Raw genomic sequence first — 18,258 nt, 5'->3', positions numbered from 1 at the left:
CGTGGCCGAGCGCGTCATTCTCCTCACCGGTTCGCTGGCGCAGCCGCGTGTCGCCAAGGCGGCGGAGGAGATTGCCGACGCGTTTCTGGAGCCGGTGGTGGTCAATATCGGGGTGAAAGTCGCCGCCCTGATGACCGCCGAAATCGTCGAGCGCCGCTTCGTCCTCCCCGAGGGCGCGGAGCGGGTGGTGATGCCCGGCCGGTTCCGGGGCGACCTGGATCGGCTCACCTCTAAGTTCGGCGTGCCCTTCCTGCGCGGGCCGGACGAGGCTGCCGATATTCCTGATTTCTTCGGCAAGGGCGGCGGGCCTGCGGACCTGACGCGGCATGACGTGACCATTTTCGCCGAGATCGTCGATGCGACGAAGCTCACCGTGGACGAGGTTTTGGCGCGGGCGCGGGCGCTGAAAGCCGACGGTGCCGACGTGATCGATCTCGGCAGTCTGCCGGACCAGGCCTTTCCCCATCTCGAAGCCTTCATCGCCGCCTTGCAGGGTGAGGGCATGAAGGTGAGCGTGGATTCCTTCGATCCGCAGGAGCTGTCCCGCGCCACCCGCGCCGGCGCCGATTATCTGCTGAGCCTGAACGAGGAGACGCTCGCAATCGTCGACGAAGGCCCGGCGGTTCCGGTTCTGGTCCCGGCGAAGCCCGGCGACCTCGAATCGCTTATTCGCGCGGTCGAAGCCTGCCGCGCCAAGGGGCGGGACTTCTTCGCCGATCCCATTCTCGATCCGATCCATTTCGGCTTCACCGCCTCGCTGGTGCGCTATGCCGAATTGCGCCGCCGCATGCCTGACGTGCCGATCCTCATGGGCATCGGCAATCTCACCGAGCTGACCGATGCCGATACGACCGGCATCAATGCCATTCTCATGGGCGTCATCTCCGAGCTGCATATCGGCGCGGTGCTGGCGGTGCAGGTGAGCCCCCATTGCCGCACGGCGGTGCGCGAGTTCGACCGGGCGCGGCGGGAATTCTTCGCCGCCCGCGAGGCCGGCGCTTTGCCCCAGGGGTTCGGCGGCGGGCTGATGGCGCTGCGCGACCGCAGGCCTTTCAGCGCCTCGCGCGAGGAGGTGGAACGGCTTGCGGGCGAGGTGCGCGACCGCAATTTCCGCATTGCCGTCACCGACCAGGGCATCCACGCCTATAATCGCGATGGCCACCATGTGGCGCGCGATCCCTATGGCCTGTTTCCCCATCTCAAGGTGGAGGATGACGGCGCACACGCCTTCTATCTCGGCGTTGAGACGGCGCGAGCTGAGATCGCCTTGATGCTCGGGAAGCGCTATGCCCAGGACGAGGCGCTGAAATGGGGCGTCATCGGCGAGACCGCCGCCAGCGCGGAAGAGGCGCACCGGCTCGCCTTCAAGGAGCGCGGTGCAACGCTCGGCGGTAAGGCCCCTGCCTCCAAGGCCCGGCCGGTGCGGGACGAAGAGGCATGATCCGCGAAACCATCGTCACCACCGTGTCGCCGGAGGGGGAGCCCCATGTGGCCCCCATGGGCGCGACCCTGATCGAGGGCGGCTATCTCCTGCTGCCGTTCCGCCCCTCCCGCACGCTGGACAATCTGCTGGCGCGGCGGGCGGGCGTGATCAACCTCACGGACGACGCGCGGATTTTCGCCGGCTGCATCACCGGGCGCCAGCGCGACTGGCCGACGGTGCCGGCGGATGTGGTCTGCGGCGTGCGGCTGGCGCAGACCCTCGCCCACGAGGAATTCGAGCTGACTGAAGTCGTTGACGATGCCCAGCGCCCACGCCTCACCTGCCGCGTGGTCCATCGCGCCGCCCATGGGGCCTTTCCCGGCCTGAACCGTGCCCTGGCGGCGGTGGTGGAAGGGGCGGTGCTGGTCTCGCGCCTGTCTCTGCTGGAGCCTGAGAAAGTGGACCGCGAGATGGCTTATCTTGCCATCGCGGTCGAGAAGACCGGCGGGCCGCAGGAGCGCGAGGCGTGGCGCTGGCTGTGCGAGGCGGTGCGCGAATTCCGGGCTGGTTCGTCGGGGAGTAAGAGCGCGTGACGGCGGCAATTTCCCCCATTCCTGGCCTGCTGGCGAGCGTTGCCACGCTTTCCGAGATGGAGCTTGCGCGCCGGGGCGGGGCTGACATCCTGGACTTGAAGGATCCGGCCAAGGGCGCGCTCGGCGCCTGGGCGGTGCATGATCTTGAAGCGGCCGTGGCGCACTGGCGCGCCTTGCCGGAAGGCCGCCCGCCGCTCAGTGCCACCGTGGGCGACCATCCGATGGTGCCCGACGTGCTGGCACAGGCGGTGCGCAGCGTGGCGGGCACCGGCGTCCCGCTGGTGAAGATCGGGTTCTTTGCCGATGCGGACTTCAGCGCGATGGAGTCTTGCCTCGCCGCCCTCGCGCCACTGGCGCGGGAGCATCGGCTGATCGCGGTTCTGTTCGCCGACCGGGCGCCGGATTTTTCCCTCCTGCCGGCGCTGAAAGCCGCCGGTTTTCATGGCGCCATGCTGGATACGGCGGACAAGGGCGCGGGCCGCCTCACCGACCATCTTCCCCTGCCCCGCCTGCGGGACTTCGTGGCGCAGGCCCATGCGCTCGGGCTTCTGACCGGACTTGCGGGATCGCTGCGGCTTGGCGATATCGCCGTGCTCAAGGCACTTTCCCCGGATTATCTCGGCTTTCGCGGGGCGCTGTGCGGCGGTGCGCGCACGGATGCGCTCGATCCCGCCGCCCTGGCGCGGGTGCGCGCCGCGATGGACGCGTGTTCCGTGGACCTTGCGTCCTAAAGGCGCTCGGGAATATCGCCCGCAGCCCAGCCGGCCTTGGTCTGCGCGCGGAAGTCTTCGAACCGCCCTTCGGCGATGGCCTGGCGCATGCCGGCCATCAAATCCTGATAATAATGCAGGTTCGCCCAGGACAGCAGCATGGGCCCCAGCATCTCGCCGCAGCGGATGAGATGATGGAGATAGGCGCGCGAATAATCCCGCAGGGCCGGGCAAGCGCTCTCCTCGTCCAGCGGGCGGGGATCTTCCGCGTGGCGGGAGTTCTTCAGATTGATCTTGCCGAAGCGGGTGAAGGCGAGCGCGTGCCGGCCCGAACGGGTGGGCATGACGCAATCGAACATGTCGATGCCGCGCCCCACCGCCTCCAGCAGATCGTCGGGCGTTCCAACGCCCATGAGATAGCGCGGCTTGGTTGAGGGGAGATGGGGCTCCACCGTCTCGATCATGCGCAGCATGACGTCCTGCGGCTCGCCCACCGCGAGGCCGCCGATGGAATAGCCGGGAAAATCCATATCCGCCAAGGCGCGGGCGGATTCGATGCGCAAACTCTCGACCGCACCACCCTGGACGATGCCGAACAGCGCCCGCCCTCTCGGTTGGGCCTCGAACGCGCGCTTGGAGCGCTCCGCCCAGCGCAGCGACAGGCGCATGGCGCGCTCGGCCTCGGCATCCTCGCACGGCAGGCGCACGCATTCATCCAGCTGCATCTGGATGTCCGAGCCGAGCAGGCCCTGGATCTCCACCGCCCGTTCCGGCGTCAGTTCGTGCACCGCCCCGTCGATGTGCGACCGGAAAGTCACACCGTCCTCGCTCAATTTGCGCAAGGCGGAGAGCGACATGACCTGGAAGCCGCCGGAATCGGTGAGGATCGGCCGCTCCCAGCGCATGAAATGATGCAGCCCGCCGAGCCGGGCGATCCGCTCGGCGCCGGGGCGCAGCATGAGGTGATAGGTGTTGCCCAAAAGGATATCGGCACCGGTGGCGCGCACCTGCTCGGGATAGACGCCCTTCACGGTCGCCGCCGTGCCCACCGGCATGAAAGCGGGGGTGCGGATGTTTCCGCGCGGGGTCGAGATTTCGCCCGTGCGCGCGGCGCCGTCTTTGGCATGGAGGGCGAAGGAAAAGGCGTCGGTCATGAGGGTGAGCGCTCGGGCAGAAGCAGGCAGGCATCGCCATAGGAATAGAAGCGATAGCCGGCCGCGATGGCATGGGCATAGGCGCGCTTCTGGAGATCGTGGCCGATCAAGGCGGCCACCAGCATCACCAGGGTCGAGCGCGGCAAATGGAAATTGGTCAGCATCGCGTCCACGGCGCGAAACGCATAGCCGGGCGTGATGAAGATGTCAGTCTCGCCGCGATAGGCGGAAAGAGTCCCGTCGGGCGCGGCGGCGCTCTCGATCAGGCGGGTCGCGGTGGAGCCCACGGTGATGATCCGTCCGCCCGCCGCGCGCACGGCATTGAGGGCGGCGGCGGCCTCTTCGCTCACCTCGCCCCATTCGGCATGCATGCGATGGCCGGAGGTGTCGTCCGCCTTCACCGGCAGGAAGGTGCCCGGCCCCACATGCAGAGTAACCTTGTGGAACGAAGCGCCGGCGGCGCGAATCTGGTCCATCAGCTCAGGCGTGAAATGCAGGCTCGCGGTGGGCGCGGCAACCGAGCCTTCCACTTGCGCGAAGATCGGCTGGTAGTCGGTGCGGTCCTGCGCATCCTCTGCCCGGCGGGCGGCGATATAAGGCGGCAGGGGCATGTGGCCGACCGCATCGATGGCGCCATCGAGGGCCGGGCCGGAAAGGTCGAAGGCGAAATCCACATCGCCCTCCTCGCCCTTCGCGAGCACGGTCGCATCCAAAGTGCCGAGGGTACAGGTCTCGCCCGAGCCGCCGAAGCGCACCCTATCCCCCGGCGCGAGGCGCTTTGCGGGCCGCACGAAGGCGCGCCAGCTTTCGGGCGAAAGGCGCTTCACCAAGGTCGCCTCAATGCGCACGGTCGAGCCGCCCTCGCGGGTGCGGGTGCCGTCGAGGCGCGCGGGGATGACCTTGGTGTCGTTGATGACAAGCGCATCACCCGGCCGCAGGAAGCCCGGCAGGTCGCCGATATGGGCGTCCTCCAGCTCGGCACCTGCGCCGGGCCGCACCACCAGCAGGCGCGCGGCGGCGCGCGGCTCGGCGGGGCGGAGCGCGATCAGCTCGGAGGGGAGTTCGAAATCGAAGGCGTCGACGCGCATGAAACCCACATGGGCCGCGATCCGTGCGGCGGGAGCGCCTTCCTAATTCGGTTTGGCCGGAAGGGAAACCGCCAAAGCGCCGCCAAGGGGTTCCCTACACCAACGTGACGGCGCCGCTTGCAAGATCATAGACGCCCGTCGCGAGCTTGACCCGCCCCGCAGTGATCGCCGGCCCGAGAATGGGCGCCGAGGCGGCGATCGTCTTCGCCGCCATCTGGGCGTTGAGGGTGATCGCATGGGTCAGCAGGTCTCCCGGCATGTGCTCGGCCGCCTCCACAGCGGGGCGGATCTGTTTGACGAGGCTGGTGAGATGGCCCGGCACCACGGCCTTGTCGCGCACCACATTGACCGCTGCGCTCACAGCGCCGCATTTCGAATGGCCCATCACCAGCACAAGGGGGACATTCAGCTCCTTGACGGCATATTCCAGGCTCGCGATGCCATTTGGATCGACAATGTTCCCAGCGACGCGGACCACGAAGATCTGTCCTCCGTCCTGATCGAACACCAGTTCCGGTGCGACCCGGCTGTCCGAGCAGCCGAGGATAGCGGCGATGGGATATTGCGCCTTCGTGAGGCCGGCACGGCAAGTGCTGAGGCAATTGGGGCCCGGCTGATCGGCGATATAGCGGGCATTGCCGGCCATCAGGCGCGACAGCGCTTCATCCCCGCTGATCGCGTTCGGTCCGTTCGCTGGTGCGGCCTCCGCGCGAAGCTTGGTGGCGCGAAAGGTGGCTGCCCCGATCAACGCGGCGCCACCCAGCATCATGCTTCGGCGTGAAATGGAGAACCCGCTGTGGCTCTGGCACGTGCACATATTGATCCGCCCCCCGACGACTGCACAGGAGAGCAATATTACGGTGCCGCCGCAAGTCGTCAGAAAATGGCGACGGCGCCCTGCCAGATGGCCCAGCTCATGGCGGCCGTGATGAGGATGCCGAGCACGGTGGCGAAGAAGCCGGCGAGAATCACGGCGCCATCGCGCTCCACGAGGCCGAGGCCGAAGATGCACACGGCGAACCCCGGCGGCAGATTGCCGAGGAACGGGATCGGCAGCAGCAGGATGAAGCCGAGCAGCACCACCACGGCGCCCACCACCCGGCGCGCCGTCGGGCCGGCGAACTGCTCCAGGCGCGGCCGCGACCAGCGCTCGAACCATTCGATGGTGGGGCGCGAGCGGGTAATGATGGATTCCAGCATGCTGCGCGAGAAGGTCTGGCGGGCGATCCGCTCGGGCAGCCACAATTCCTGCCGGCCCATGGCCATCTGCAGGCCGATCAGGCCCAGCACGATGCCGCAGATGACGGGAATGCCCGGCGGCATGGGAATGCAATTGGGAATGCCGAACAGCAGGAAGGTGATGCCGAAGGCGCGGTTGCGCAGCGCGTTGATCAGATCGCCAATAGCGACACGCTGTCCCTCCTGGGCGGAGAGTACGGCGGCGAGCAGTTCAGATGTACGCGGTGTTCGGTGATCCACGGGGCCCTCGGTCCTTCGAGCCTTTCTCATAACACCGAGAAAGCGGCGGTGTCAGGGCGCAAACGGTGGCCACGCCCTCTCGCCCATGCGCTGCCCGTGGATCACGCGCCCCAGTCTCAGTGGAGCACGAACATTCCGCTGACGGCGCGTAGCTCGGCGGGCTTGATCAATTGCTGATGGGTGACCTCGACCGAATGAAGCTTGCCGTCAAGCTCGCGGTCCCAGAAATCGAGAAACTTCTTCAGCTCGGGAAATTTGGGGCACAGATCATACTCTTGCCAGATGAAGCTCTGCAAAAAGGCCGGGTGATCCGGCATGCGATACAGAATATGCGCCGTCGCCAGGCCGTAGCCGGCAAGCTGCTTCACGAAACCGTCCGAAACCATCTTTGACACCTCCGTGCGGTGCGCCCATCGCGTCCGGGCAAATTAAGTGTCGGCTCTCCATCTCGCGCGAACCAGACTAAATTTTGGTATATCCGTTCAAATACAAGGCGTTAGCAGCGAAGCGCGAAGACTGCTGATAACGCGCACCGCATGGTTGTGCTCCTGGATGTCATGGACGTAAGCGTGGTGGGCGGTTAACGTTCGGGTACCTTGCCTTGGACACCAAAGATGCCGCGATTCCTTGCGGTGTGCCTGACCCTCTCGCTGATCGCCGGCGCCGCGATATCGCAAGGCTTGTCCGCGCCTCCGGCTTATGCGCAGGCAACCGACGCGGCCGCTCAAGGCCAGGCGCTCGAACCCGTCGTCATTCAACTGAAATGGTCGCACCAGTTTCAGTTCGCGGGCTTCTACGCCGCCCTTTCGCGTGGCTTCTACCGCGACGCGGGGCTCGACGTGTCGCTGCTCGAGGGCGGCCCGGCCATCGATCCGGTCACGGTCGTGCTTTCCGGGGCGGCCGCCTTCGGGGTGGGAAACTCCTCCTTGCTCCTGGATCGGGCGCACGGCCGTCCTCTGGTGTCGCTGGCGGCGATTTTCCAGCATTCCCCGTTCGTCGTGCTCGCCCGGCGCGGCGATGGCATCGACGGTCCCGCCGATCTGGCCGGACGCAAGGTGATGATCGAGGAGCATTCCGCCGAGGTGCTGGCCTATTTCCATGCGCTCGGGCTGTGGCCGGGCAAGCTGCAGATGTTGCCTTATGGCGGCGATCCGATGGTGTTGGCGCAGGGCGACATCGCCGCCATCAGCGCCTACAGCACCACCGAGCCTTTCATCCTGCTGCGCAAGGGCGTGCCCTATCAGACCTTCAACCCGCGCGAACTGGGCATCGATTTCTACGGCGACACCCTGTTCACCACCTCGGACATTGCACGTGACCGGCCGGACCTTGCGCGCGCGGTGCGCGCCGCGACGTTGCGCGGCTGGCAATATGCGCTCGACCACCCGCAGGAGATCATCGATCTGATCCGGCGCGATTATGCGACCGACGTCGATAGCCGGCCGCTGGAATTCGAGGCCGACGCCATGCGCCCGCTGATCATCGCCGACGTGGTGGACATCGGCTATCAGAGCGAGGCGCGTTGGCGGCGGATCGCCGACCAGTTTGCTGCGGCGAACATGATGCCGGCCGATTTCCCGCTGGCCGGTTTCATTTTCGAGGCGCCGAAGCCGAGCCTGCGCTGGCTCTATCTCTCGCTCGGGGCGGCGGCGGTGCTGGTGGCGGTGGCGGCGTTTCTGGCGCAGCGCTTCTACCGGCTCAACCGCAAGCTCCGGCACGAGATGGAACTCAGCCGGCGCCTGGAAAGCCGTCTGTCCTGGCTCGCCGCGACCGACGACCTGACGCAGACATGCAACCGCCGCCGGTTCCTGGAACTTGCGGGCGAGGCGTTCGCCCGCGTCCGTGCCTCGGGAGACGCGCTTTCGGTTGCCATCATGGACGTGGACCATTTCAAGGGGATCAACGACAGCCATGGCCACGCTGCGGGCGACGACGTGCTGCGCGCCGTGGCCTTTGCGGTGGGCGAGATGATCGGCGGCGGCGTGGTGTTCGCGCGCATGGGCGGGGAGGAATTCGCGCTGTTGTTTCAAGGCCTGGAGGAGAGCGACGCGGCGCTGGCGTGCGAGGATATCCGCGCCCGCATCGAAAGCCTGCGGCTGCCCGGCCCGCGTGACGCCCTGATCAGTCTGACCGTAAGTGTCGGCGTCGCCGGGCTCTGCCCGACGGATGCGACGTTCGAGAGCATGTTGGCGCGGGCCGATGCGGCGCTCTACACCGCGAAGCGCGACGGTCGCAATCTGGTCCGCATTCATCCCACGCCTACGCAAGCACCGGAGATCCTTGCTTCGGCACCGGAGTGAGACGCGGCTAGCACTCCCGATAGAAGAGTGCTAAAAAGCGCCCGCTGGCCCCTTGCGGGTGGAGGCACACTCTCCTAGATCAGCCTCAGCCGCGGCGTTTATGCCGTGCTTGTGAAAAAGATCATACATTGAACCGGAGGTTCCCAATGGGTTTCCGCCCTTTACATGACCGTGTGGTCGTGAAGCGCATCGAAGCGGAGCAGAAGACTGCTGGCGGCATCATCATCCCCGACACCGCCAAGGAAAAGCCCCAGGAGGGCGAAGTGGTCTCGGTGGGTCCTGGCATCCGCGACGATTCCGGCAAGGTTGTCGCCCTCGACGTGAAGGCCGGAGACCGCGTGCTGTTCGGCAAGTGGTCCGGCTCCGAAGTGAAGGTGGACGGCCAGGATCTGCTCATCATGAAGGAAAGCGACATCCTCGGCGTGATCGCCTGACGGTTCGCCTTCCTTTTTACGTTCCTCGAATTTCAGGAGACGGCACATGGCTGCCAAAGAAGTAAAATTCTCCGTTGATGCGCGCGATCGTTTGCTGCGCGGCGTCGACATTCTCGCCAACGCCGTGAAGGTCACCCTTGGTCCCAAGGGCCGCAACGTGGTGATCGAAAAGTCCTACGGCGCCCCCCGCATCACCAAGGACGGCGTCACCGTCGCCAAGGAAATCGAACTGGAAGACAAGTTCGAGAACCTCGGCGCGCAGCTTCTGCGTGAAGTCGCCTCCAAGACCAACGATCTCGCCGGCGACGGCACCACCACCGCCACCGTGCTCGCCCAGGCGATCGTCCGCGAAGGCGCCAAGTCGGTTGCCGCCGGCATGAACCCGATGGACCTGAAGCGCGGCATCGACCTTGCGGTCGACGCCATCGTGAAGGATCTGGCCGCCAAGTCCAAGAAGGTGACCTCGAACGCCGAGATCGCCCAGGTCGGCACCATCTCCGCCAACGGCGACGCCGAAGTCGGCAAGTTCCTGGCCGAGGCCATGGAGCGCGTCGGCAACGAAGGCGTGATCACGGTCGAGGAAGCCAAGACCGCCGAGAGCGAGCTCGATGTCGTCGAAGGCATGCAGTTCGACCGCGGCTATCTCTCCCCCTACTTCGTCACCAATGCCGAGAAGATGCGCGTTGAGTTCGAGGATCCCTACATCCTCATCAACGAGAAGAAGCTCTCGGGCCTCCAGGAACTGCTGCCGGTTCTCGAAGCGGTCGTGCAGTCCGGCAAGCCGCTCGTGATCATCGCGGAAGACGTGGAAGGCGAAGCCCTCGCCACCCTCGTCGTGAACAAGCTGCGCGGCGGCCTCAAGGTCGCAGCCGTGAAGGCCCCCGGCTTCGGTGATCGCCGCAAGGCCATGCTGCAGGATATCGCCATCCTGACCGGCGGCCAGGCGATCTCGGAAGACCTCGGCATCAAGCTCGACAGCGTCGACCTCTCCATGCTCGGCCGCGCCAAGAAGGTCGTGATCGAGAAGGAAAACACCACCATCGTGGACGGCGCCGGCGAGAAGGCCGACATCGAAGCCCGCGTGGCGCAGATCAAGGCGCAGATCGAGGAGACCACCTCGGACTACGATCGTGAGAAGCTCCAGGAGCGTCTGGCCAAGCTGGCCGGTGGCGTCGCGGTGATCCGCGTCGGCGGCTCCACGGAAGTGGAAGTGAAGGAAAAGAAGGATCGCGTCGACGACGCCCTGCACGCCACCCGCGCTGCCGTGGAAGAAGGCATCGTTCCCGGCGGCGGCGTGGCGCTGCTGCGCTCCATCGCGGTGCTGGCCGGCATCACGGTCGAGAATGCCGATCAGAAGACCGGCATCGAGATCGTGCGCCGCGCGATCCAGACCCCGGCGCGCCAGATCGTCCAGAACGCGGGCGACGATGGTTCGGTCGTGGTCGGCAAGATCCTGGAAAACCCGGATTATTCCTTCGGCTACAACGCCCAGACCGGCGAATATGTCGACATGGTGAAGGCCGGTATCATCGACCCCACCAAGGTCGTGCGCACCGCCCTGCAGGATGCCGCTTCGGTGGCCTCGCTGCTCATCACCACCGAGGCGCTGATCGCCGAAGTGCCCAAGAAGGGCGGGGCTGCGATGCCCCAGATGCCCGGCGGCGGCATGGATTACTGATCGCTTCCAGCGATCGGATCAGGAAAGGGGCGCGGCGCAAGCCGCGCCCTTTTTCGTTCGCGCGAACGATCAAGGGGGAAGGCGCGCCTTTCCTCGCCCGGCAGGGATTTCCCCTTCCCCAGCCCTCCCCGGAAGCGGGAGACGGTCGGCGATAAGGAAACTCTATCCCGGTCCCTCGAACAGGGCCCGTTCGCTGCGGAACAGGTTGAACAACGCATCCGCCACCAGAGCGAAGCGCGGCTCGTCCCGCGCGTCGGGGCGCGTGAGCACCCACAATTCGCGGGCCGGCGGCCGCTCGCCCATCTCCACCGCAACCAGGGCCGCATGGGGCGCGGCGAGAAAGCGTGGCAATAGGGCGATGCCGCACCCGGCCGCGGCCGCCTGCGCCTGCGCGGCTTGGCTGTTGGTGCGGAAAGCGACCCTTGCGCGCGGAAAGGCGCGGGCAAGCCAGAGCGCTTCCGGCAAATTCGCAGCCGCTTCGTCGAAACCGATGAAGCAAGGCGCCTCCCCGGCAATCCAGCGCTCGCGCCGCTCGGCGGTGGCGTAGAAGGCGAAGCCGATGCCGCAGGCGCGTCGGGCGAGAAGGTCGCCGTCCTGCGGGCGCGAGAGCCGCAGGGCGATGTCGGCCTCGTGGCGTTGCAGGCTCACGGTGCGCCGGTCGGCGATCAATTCCAGATCGAGCGCGGGGTGGCGCGCCTGGAGCGCTGCCAGATGCGGCAGGAGGAACACCTCCGCGAGGCTCGCCGTGGCGGTGACGCGCACCCGCCCGGTCAAGGCATCGCCCGCCGGCACCTCCTGCAGCGCGAGCGCCGCATGCTCCATCTGCGCCGCGACGGCGAGCGCCCGCCGGCCTGCCTCGGTGAGGGCGTAGCCGGTGGCATTGCGCGCCAGCAGGGGCGTTCCCATGGCGGATTCCAGCCCCGCGACGTTGCGCGAGACCGTGCTGTGATTGACCCCCAGCACACGCGCCGCCGCCGAGAGGCTGCCGTGGCGGGCCAAAGCGGCGAAGATGCGGAGCTGGTCCCAATCGAGATCTGTGCGAGAATGAGCGGCCATTGCGCAGTTTTCGGGAATTTTCGCGCAGATGGCCAGGGCTTATCGATGCGGGCGAAGCCGGTCCATGCCGGAGCGACAGTGGAAAGTCGAACCCATGCCTATTTCCCCTCCCATTCGCCTCACCCTGATCGGCGGGCCGACCCTGTTGATCGAGATCGCCGGCTTTCGCCTGTTGACCGATCCCACCTTCGACGTGCCGGGCGATTATCCCTCCGGCACCATCGTCCTGCACAAGGTTACCGGCCCGGCCCTCTCCGCCGACGAGATCGGCGCCGTCGATGCCGTGTTGCTCAGCCACGACCAGCATTCCGACAATCTGGACCCGGGCGGTCGCGCGTTCCTGCCGAAGGCGGGCACCACCTTCACCACGCGGATCGGCGCCGAGCGGCTGGGTCTCGGCGAGGGGATGGCGCCGTGGGAGACGCGGGAATTGACCGGCCCGAACGGCGCCCGCCTGTTCGTCACCGCCGTGCCCGCGCGCCACGGCCCGCCGGGGATCGAACCCATCGCCGGCGAGGTGATCGGCTTCGCCCTCGGCCTCGATGCGCCGGGCGACGCGCTCTATATCTCGGGCGATACGGTCTGGTACGAGGGCGTGGCGGAGATCGCGCGGCGATTCTCCCCGCGCATCGCGGTGCTCTTCACCGGGGCGGCCAAGCCGCGCGGCGCGTTCCATCTGACCATGGATGCCAATGACGCGCTGGAGGCGGCGCACGCCTTCGCCGGCGCGCGGATCGTCGCGGTTCACAACGAGGGCTGGGGCCATTTCAGCGAGGACGAGGACGAACTTGCCCATGCGTTCGTCGCGCTCGGCCTTGGCGAACGTCTCGCCCGGCTGGAAAAGGGACAGCCTTTGTCGCTCTAGAGCCGGATCTGCCCATATTCAATAAGTTAGAGCGCGATCCGCCTTGGAAGCGCAGCCCCCGCCTGCCGGCGGGGGCCGTTCTCACCGCTTGGGATCAGCGGCACAATTCGCTGTCCGCCGGCAGCGGCGTGATCTGCCAGAAGCTTTCGCGCCGGGGCTTGAACCAGGGCGACCACCATTTGGCGAAGATGTCGATGGCGGTGCCTTCCATGCGCGCCGGCGCATAGACGCCGAAGCCATTGGCGACGCCGGTCACCTGGCCGCAGCCGGTGGCGGCGCGCGGCGGTGGGCGATAGCCGAATTCCCGCACGATCACCACCCGCGCCTCGGGCACGGCGGCGCGGATGCGCCCGGCCGACATGCGGTCGGCGGCGATCAGGGTCGGTGCGGAGCCGAGCTGCGCCAGCACCACGGGCCGAAGCTTGGCCAGCGGCTCGGCCGAGACGCAGCGCCCACACAGGCGCGGGTCTGGGTAGACCGTGACGGCGACGCGCACCGCCATGACGCCGATGGCGATCGCAGCAAGAAGGCCGAGATAGATCTTCACGCGCGGCTGCCAGCCGCCGAGGCGCTCCAGCTCGGCGAACACGTAGACCGGGGCGAACAGGAAGAACACGTGGAAATAGCGGTCGCGCAAGCTCACCGAGCCCACCGCCAGCACGCCCACCAGCGTCACCACCGTGCCGATGATGATCATGGAGCGCAGCAGATGGCGGATGGCGGCCCGCTCCTGGGTGCTCGCGCGCCCGCCCTCGCCCCGGTTCAGCGGCAGAAACACCAGCGCAACGATGCCGACCATGGGCATCAGATAGCCGATCCAGGCGCCGGCGAAGACGTCCAGCACATTGGTCCATTTGGAGGCCGAATTGGCGGCCACCACGTCGGCGGTGGCGAAGAACACGTCCTGCTTCATCACCACCAGCACGATGGAGAACAGGATCATCGGCACCGCGGCGACGAACAGGGTGATGGCGATGCGCTTGTCGAGCCAGACCCGGCGGAAGCTCTGCTCCAGCAGGCACGCCAGGAGGACAGCGACAAAGAAGGCGACATAGCCGAACTTGCTGAGCACGCCGAGCGCAAGCCAGCCGCCAAGCGCGGCATAGAGCCAGCGCGTCGGCGCCGCGCGCAGGGCGATCAGCGTCACCATCGTTCCCGCGATGGCGACGATCATGGCGTTGGAATGGGTCAGGATGCGGTGGCTGTGATAGCCGATCACCCACAGCGCCGAGAGCGAGAACACCGAGAGCGCCTGCAGGCGCGGATCGGCGATCGCCCGCACGGCGACGCGGTAGACCAGCATGGCGCAGGCGAACAGCAGGCTGTAGCGCAGGATCGCGAACGAGAGCGCGCCGGGCCCGGTGATCTTCTGGATGCCGTAGAGCAGCCAGTCGAACACCGGCGGATTGCGCGCGACATAGCTGATCTCGAACGACTGCACGAGATAGCTCTCGATGGCGTCGTCCACATTGATCGCACTTTCGAACACCACCGCGATCAGGGCATGGAGGATGGCCCAGCTCGCAACGATCAGCACGACCCCGGACGGGCGGGCCCACCAGGGGGCGGAGTCCACGGGATCATAGGGGCCGAATCGGGACGGGGTCGAATCATGGCGGCCGGCACTCGGATCCGCCGAAACTGTCGCGGACACAGGGCCACTCCGCAGTCGTATCAGGACATTTTCTATACCTGCCGTTCCAGGTCCTGACCATCATGTCGGCGCCGCGCGATGCATTGCGTGCGACGCTGTAGCGGGAATGTTACAGGGTGGGCAGCACCACGAACCGCCCCCACCCGCCGCTCGCAGCGAGGGCGGTATCGGCGGCATCGTACAATCGCAGCGTGTCGACCCGCGCGCCCGCTGGTCCCGTGCGGGATGCGGCGGCCATCTCGTCCACGGCTTCGGCGGGACCGGCCAACACCGCCTCGACCGAGCCGCTGGCGCGGTTGCGGACCCAGCCGGAAAGGCCGCGTCCCTGCGCGCCCTCGGCGCACCAGGCGCGATAACCCACCCCCTGCACGCGCCCCTCGACGATGAGGTGGACCACCTTCACGGGTGTCTCGGCCGTGTCCGAAGTCATTTGTCGCACGGCCTGCTGGACGGAAGCGCTTCGAACTGCTCCATGCGGCCGCGCAGAACGAAGTCGTTATAATCGATCTTCAGGGCGCCGATGACGCCATTGTCGTAGAGCGAGAAGCTCATGACATATTCGGGCGTCTCGTCCCCGCCGCCCGGCTCGAAATAGCTCACGGTGGTCGGATAGAAGGTGTGCCCCGCGAGCGCGGCCTTGGCCGCGTCCGGCAGGTCCGGTTCGTCTTTCGAGGGCTTGCCGATCACCGCCAGCGTGTCGAACACCTTCACCCCGTCGTCCGAGCCGTCGAACACGCGCGCCTCCAGCACGCTTTCACCGGCCTTGGCGGCGGCAACCACCCTCAGCACATGCTCGGTGGGCAGCAGGATCTTGCCGGTCAGCTCGACCGTGGCCGGCCGGGGCTTGGCGATCTTGACGCTGAGCCCGGTGTCGGTGCGGTTGGCGGTGGCGTCCACGTCCGATTTCACGTCGCCCTGCTGCCGGCTCAAGGTCTTGAAGCGATATGTCGCGGCAGTGCCGTCCTCCCAACTCGTTGAGAGCATGTCGCTGTTCACGGGGGCGCCCTCGCCGGTATCGAGCCGGTTGGTCTGGCGCAACTTCACGGCATAGCCCTCGCAGGCGTCGCCGCGCATCTCGTAATCGATGCGCCCGTCCGCACCCTCCAGCTTCTGTGACGTCTTGCTGCCGTCGAGGGAGAGGGCATAGCTCGTGCGGTGCGCCAGGAGCGGATCCGCCAGCGCGAGGCCGAGCGGGGCCGCGGCCAGCCCCGCCGTCAGGGCCAGCGTTGCGATCAGGCGCGAGCGAACCACCATTCCGGTCTCCTCATAGTCGTCTGGACGGCTTGCGCCCCGCCCCGGCTTCGGCGAAGAAGGCGCACATTTACGCGTAAGGTGTGGCAGGAGACGAAAATGTCGCAAACCATCGAGCAGAAACTGGCGGAACTGGGAATCACGCTCCCGACGCCGACCGCCCCGCTCGCCAATTATGTGCCTGTGGTGCGCACCGGCAACCTGCTGTTCGTCTCCGGCCAGGTCTCCATCGACGCGGCCGGCAAGATCACCACCGGCAAACTCGGCAGCGGCGTCGAGATCGAGACCGGCCGCGCGGCCGCGCGCCAGTGCGCCATCAACATCCTTGCCCAGGTGAAGGCCTCCGTCGGCGATCTCGAAAAGGTCGTCCGGGTGGTGAAGCTGGTTGGCTTCGTGAACTCCACGCCCGATTTCGTTGATCAACCCAAAGTGATGAACGGCTGTTCCGACCTTCTGGTGGAAGTGCTCGGCGACAAGGGCCGTCACGCGCGCTCGGCGGTGGGCATCGCCGCGCTGCCGTTCGACGCGGCGGTCGAGGTTGAGGCCGTGGTCGAAGTCGAAACCGTCTGATCCGGCATCCCGATGGGCGATCTGTCCTGGCTGGTCCAACGACCTGTCGCCCATCGCGGGCTGCATGATGCGGCGCGCGGGGTGATCGAAAACACGCCGAGCGCCGTGGATGCGGCGATCGCCGGTGGATTCGCGGTCGAGGTGGACGTCCAGATGGCCCGCGATGGCGAGGCCATGGTGTTCCATGATTTCGCCCTGGATCGGTTAACCGAGGGCACGGGGCTCCTGGCGGAGCATTCCAGCGCCCAGCTTCGGCAGGTCGTCTTCCGCGGCACCCGCGATTGCATGATGAGCCTGCCGGAGCTGCTCCGGCGCGTGGACGGACGCGCGCCCCTTCTGATCGAGATCAAGAGCGCGTTCAGCGGTGACATCCGCCTCGCGCTGCGGGCCGCCGGCCATCTGAGCCGATATGCCGGACAGGCGGCGCTGATGTCGTTCGACCCCGAGATGGTCGCCGCCGTGCGCGATGCTGCGCCCAATATCACGCGCGGCATCGTCGCGGAGCGGCGATATGCCCATTCCGAATGGAGCGACGTCTCGGCGCGGCGCAAATTCATGCTCGGCAATTTGCTGCACTGGCCGAAGAGCCGCTTTCAGTTCGTTGCCTACCAGGTCGGGGACCTTCCAGCCCCGGCGACCCGGTTGGCGCGCGCCTGCGGCATGCCGGTTCTCGCCTGGACGGTGCGTCGCCAGTCGGATCGCGATGTGGCGCAAAGGTTTGCCGACCAGATGATTTTCGAGGGCTTTCGCCCAGAGTCGGACGCCGCCTGAGGCCGAGACTTTCGGTCCTGCGGCGCATTCGCTGCTATGCCTCGCCGGCCCTTGGGTTAGGATGGGGATGCACCGAAGGACCGGCCGCCGCGTCGCTTTCCCTCAGCAGCGCGAACCCGCTCCGCCATCGCAGGAACGCCCCGTGCCGCAGCTTCGCCTCGCCCTGCCCGCCCTCGCCCTTCCCCCCCTCGCTTTGCCAGCCCTGTGCCTCGCCTTGGCCACCGCGCTCTTTCCCGCGGGCGCGGCCAGGGCCAATGATTCCAGCGCCGAGCTGGCGGCCGGCGGTCTGGTCTTCATTCGCAACCTGGAAGTGGAGATGGCTTCGGAAGAGCTCTACATCTCCACCAAGGAAGTGCGGGTGCGCTATGTCTTCCGCAACGTGACCGACAAGCCGGTGACTGCGCTGATCGCCTTCCCCATGCCCGATATCACGGCCAGCGAGGAGAACATCTCCCTCCCCACCGAGGATCCGGTCAACATCCTGGACTTCAAGACCCGCGTGAACGGCACGCCGGTGCGCACCGATGTGGAGCAGAAGGTGTCTGTGCTCGGCATCGACCGAACCGCTTTGCTGACCGAACACAAGGTGCCGCTCGCCCCGCACCTTCAATCCACACGCGCGGTGCTGGACGCTCTGCCCCGCCCGCTGTGGGACGAATGGGCGAAGATTGGCCTCGCGCGGATTGATGAATATGATTTCGGCAAGGGGATGACGCAGCATCTTGAGCCGCAATGGACCCTCAGGACCACTTTCTATTGGACCCAGACCTTCGCGCCGAAGGCCGATACCATCATCGAGCACAGTTACAAGCCGAGCGTCGGGGGATCCGTCAGCACGAGCATCGGCATGCCGGCGGGCGATGATCCTTACATCCCGCGCGAACTGCGGCGCTACACGCAGAAATACTGCCTGGACCGCGCGTTCCTGGCCGCAGCGCAGGCGGGCCAGAAGAAGGTGAAGAAATATGCGATCGCCTTCAGCGAGGAGCGCCTCAGCTACATTCTGACCACGGGGGCCAACTGGTCCGGCGGCATCGGCAAGTTCAAGCTGGTGGTGGACAAGGGCGCGCCGGAGAACCTGGTCAGTTTCTGCGCCAACGGGGTCAAGAAGACCGGGCCCACCACTTTCGAGGTCAATGCCACCAATTATTTCCCAACGGAAGACCTCTCCATTTTGATCCTGAAGCCCGAGCCCACCCCTTGATTGCACCGCACCATGCCGCCAAGTTGGA

19 protein-coding genes are annotated in these 18,258 nt (G+C 66.7%); 10 read left to right on the top strand and 9 right to left on the bottom strand.

Going from position 1 to position 18,258, the window contains the following annotated elements:
• Position 1 precedes the first annotated feature (1 nt).
• The 3 genes from V5F77_RS08845 to V5F77_RS08835 are packed head-to-tail and all read left to right on the top strand — an operon-like array spanning position 2 to position 2,747.
• A complete protein-coding gene (locus V5F77_RS08845; RefSeq protein ID WP_429004979.1) occupies positions 2-1,441 on the top strand; it encodes a DUF6513 domain-containing protein in 1,440 nt (479 codons plus the stop codon).
• Positions 1,438-2,016, top strand: coding sequence for a DUF447 domain-containing protein (locus V5F77_RS08840; protein ID WP_429004978.1), 579 nt, complete (start codon positions 1,438-1,440; stop codon positions 2,014-2,016). The genes V5F77_RS08845 and V5F77_RS08840 overlap by 4 nt, the downstream gene beginning before the upstream one ends.
• Positions 2,013-2,747, top strand: a complete 735-nt coding sequence (locus V5F77_RS08835; RefSeq protein ID WP_429004977.1) for a (5-formylfuran-3-yl)methyl phosphate synthase — start codon at positions 2,013-2,015, stop codon at positions 2,745-2,747. The genes V5F77_RS08840 and V5F77_RS08835 overlap by 4 nt, the downstream gene beginning before the upstream one ends.
• On the opposite strand, the gene tgt is transcribed toward V5F77_RS08835, so the two are convergent.
• The 5 genes from tgt to V5F77_RS08810 all read right to left on the bottom strand — a co-directional run bounded on the left by tgt (position 2,744) and on the right by V5F77_RS08810 (position 6,833).
• The gene (tgt, locus tag V5F77_RS08830; protein WP_429004976.1) at positions 2,744-3,880 is read right to left on the bottom strand and encodes a tRNA guanosine(34) transglycosylase Tgt; all 1,137 of its coding nucleotides are present in this window, start codon (positions 3,878-3,880) and stop codon (positions 2,744-2,746) included. The two genes, V5F77_RS08835 and tgt, sit on opposite strands and share 4 nt — an antisense overlap.
• Positions 3,877-4,968 carry a tRNA preQ1(34) S-adenosylmethionine ribosyltransferase-isomerase QueA gene (gene queA, locus V5F77_RS08825; RefSeq protein WP_429004975.1) on the bottom strand — a complete coding sequence of 364 codons (1,092 nt, stop codon included), beginning with the start codon at positions 4,966-4,968 and terminating at the stop codon, positions 3,877-3,879. Before queA ends, tgt begins: the two co-directional genes overlap by 4 nt.
• 94 nt (positions 4,969-5,062) lie before the next feature.
• Positions 5,063-5,737: a carbonic anhydrase gene (locus V5F77_RS08820; protein WP_429004974.1), complete on the bottom strand. Its 675-nt coding sequence runs from the start codon at positions 5,735-5,737 to the stop codon at positions 5,063-5,065.
• A gap of 107 nt (positions 5,738-5,844) precedes the next feature.
• Positions 5,845-6,447, bottom strand: a complete 603-nt coding sequence (locus tag V5F77_RS08815; protein WP_429004973.1) for an exopolysaccharide biosynthesis protein — start codon at positions 6,445-6,447, stop codon at positions 5,845-5,847.
• 116 nt (positions 6,448-6,563) lie between these two features.
• The gene (locus V5F77_RS08810) at positions 6,564-6,833 is read right to left on the bottom strand and encodes an usg protein (RefSeq protein ID WP_429004972.1); all 270 of its coding nucleotides are present in this window, start codon (positions 6,831-6,833) and stop codon (positions 6,564-6,566) included.
• Positions 6,834-7,061: 228 nt separating this feature from the next.
• Between V5F77_RS08810 and V5F77_RS08805 the strand changes: the two genes are divergently transcribed.
• From V5F77_RS08805 to groL, 3 genes are all read left to right on the top strand, one after another.
• Entirely contained in the window at positions 7,062-8,747 is a 1,686-nt protein-coding gene (locus V5F77_RS08805) for an ABC transporter substrate-binding protein (RefSeq protein ID WP_429004971.1), read from the top strand.
• Positions 8,748-8,893: 146 nt separating this feature from the next.
• A complete protein-coding gene (gene groES, locus V5F77_RS08800) occupies positions 8,894-9,181 on the top strand; it encodes a co-chaperone GroES (protein WP_429004970.1) in 288 nt (95 codons plus the stop codon).
• Between the two features lie 46 nt (positions 9,182-9,227).
• A complete protein-coding gene (groL, locus tag V5F77_RS08795) occupies positions 9,228-10,859 on the top strand; it encodes a chaperonin GroEL (RefSeq protein ID WP_429004969.1) in 1,632 nt (543 codons plus the stop codon).
• 162 nt (positions 10,860-11,021) lie between these two features.
• On the opposite strand, the gene V5F77_RS08790 is transcribed toward groL, so the two are convergent.
• Positions 11,022-11,915, bottom strand: coding sequence for a LysR family transcriptional regulator (locus V5F77_RS08790; protein ID WP_429004968.1), 894 nt, complete (start codon positions 11,913-11,915; stop codon positions 11,022-11,024).
• Between the two features lie 94 nt (positions 11,916-12,009).
• Here V5F77_RS08790 and V5F77_RS08785 point away from each other — a divergent pair, with 94 nt between their 5' ends.
• Positions 12,010-12,780 (top strand): MBL fold metallo-hydrolase, encoded by a 771-nt coding sequence (locus V5F77_RS08785; protein WP_429004967.1) that lies wholly within the window; start codon positions 12,010-12,012, stop codon positions 12,778-12,780.
• 94 nt (positions 12,781-12,874) lie between these two features.
• Here the strand turns inward: V5F77_RS08785 and V5F77_RS08780 are convergent, their stop codons facing one another.
• From V5F77_RS08780 to V5F77_RS08770, 3 genes are all read right to left on the bottom strand, one after another.
• Positions 12,875-14,434 (bottom strand): ArnT family glycosyltransferase, encoded by a 1,560-nt coding sequence (locus V5F77_RS08780; protein WP_429004966.1) that lies wholly within the window; start codon positions 14,432-14,434, stop codon positions 12,875-12,877.
• A gap of 109 nt (positions 14,435-14,543) precedes the next feature.
• Positions 14,544-14,864 carry an acylphosphatase gene (locus tag V5F77_RS08775; RefSeq protein WP_429004965.1) on the bottom strand — a complete coding sequence of 107 codons (321 nt, stop codon included), beginning with the start codon at positions 14,862-14,864 and terminating at the stop codon, positions 14,544-14,546.
• Complete coding sequence (locus V5F77_RS08770) at positions 14,861-15,688, bottom strand: cell envelope integrity EipB family protein (RefSeq protein WP_429004964.1); 828 nt, start codon at positions 15,686-15,688, stop codon at positions 14,861-14,863. Before V5F77_RS08770 ends, V5F77_RS08775 begins: the two co-directional genes overlap by 4 nt.
• Positions 15,689-15,784: 96 nt before the next feature.
• Between V5F77_RS08770 and V5F77_RS08765 the strand changes: the two genes are divergently transcribed.
• From V5F77_RS08765 to V5F77_RS08755, 3 genes are all read left to right on the top strand, one after another.
• Positions 15,785-16,255, top strand: a complete 471-nt coding sequence (locus V5F77_RS08765; RefSeq protein WP_429004963.1) for a RidA family protein — start codon at positions 15,785-15,787, stop codon at positions 16,253-16,255.
• Positions 16,256-16,267: 12 nt separating this feature from the next.
• A complete protein-coding gene (locus tag V5F77_RS08760) occupies positions 16,268-17,026 on the top strand; it encodes a glycerophosphodiester phosphodiesterase family protein (protein ID WP_429004962.1) in 759 nt (252 codons plus the stop codon).
• A gap of 142 nt (positions 17,027-17,168) precedes the next feature.
• Positions 17,169-18,230, top strand: a complete 1,062-nt coding sequence (locus tag V5F77_RS08755) for a DUF4424 domain-containing protein (RefSeq protein WP_429004961.1) — start codon at positions 17,169-17,171, stop codon at positions 18,228-18,230.
• Positions 18,231-18,258 lie beyond the last annotated feature (28 nt).

This window comes from Roseixanthobacter psychrophilus, from assembly GCF_043195195.1.
Lineage (GTDB): Bacteria > Pseudomonadota > Alphaproteobacteria > Rhizobiales > Xanthobacteraceae > NCEH01.
Note: the sequence above shows the minus strand (reverse complement) of the source record. Positions and strands in the feature narration are given on the sequence as shown.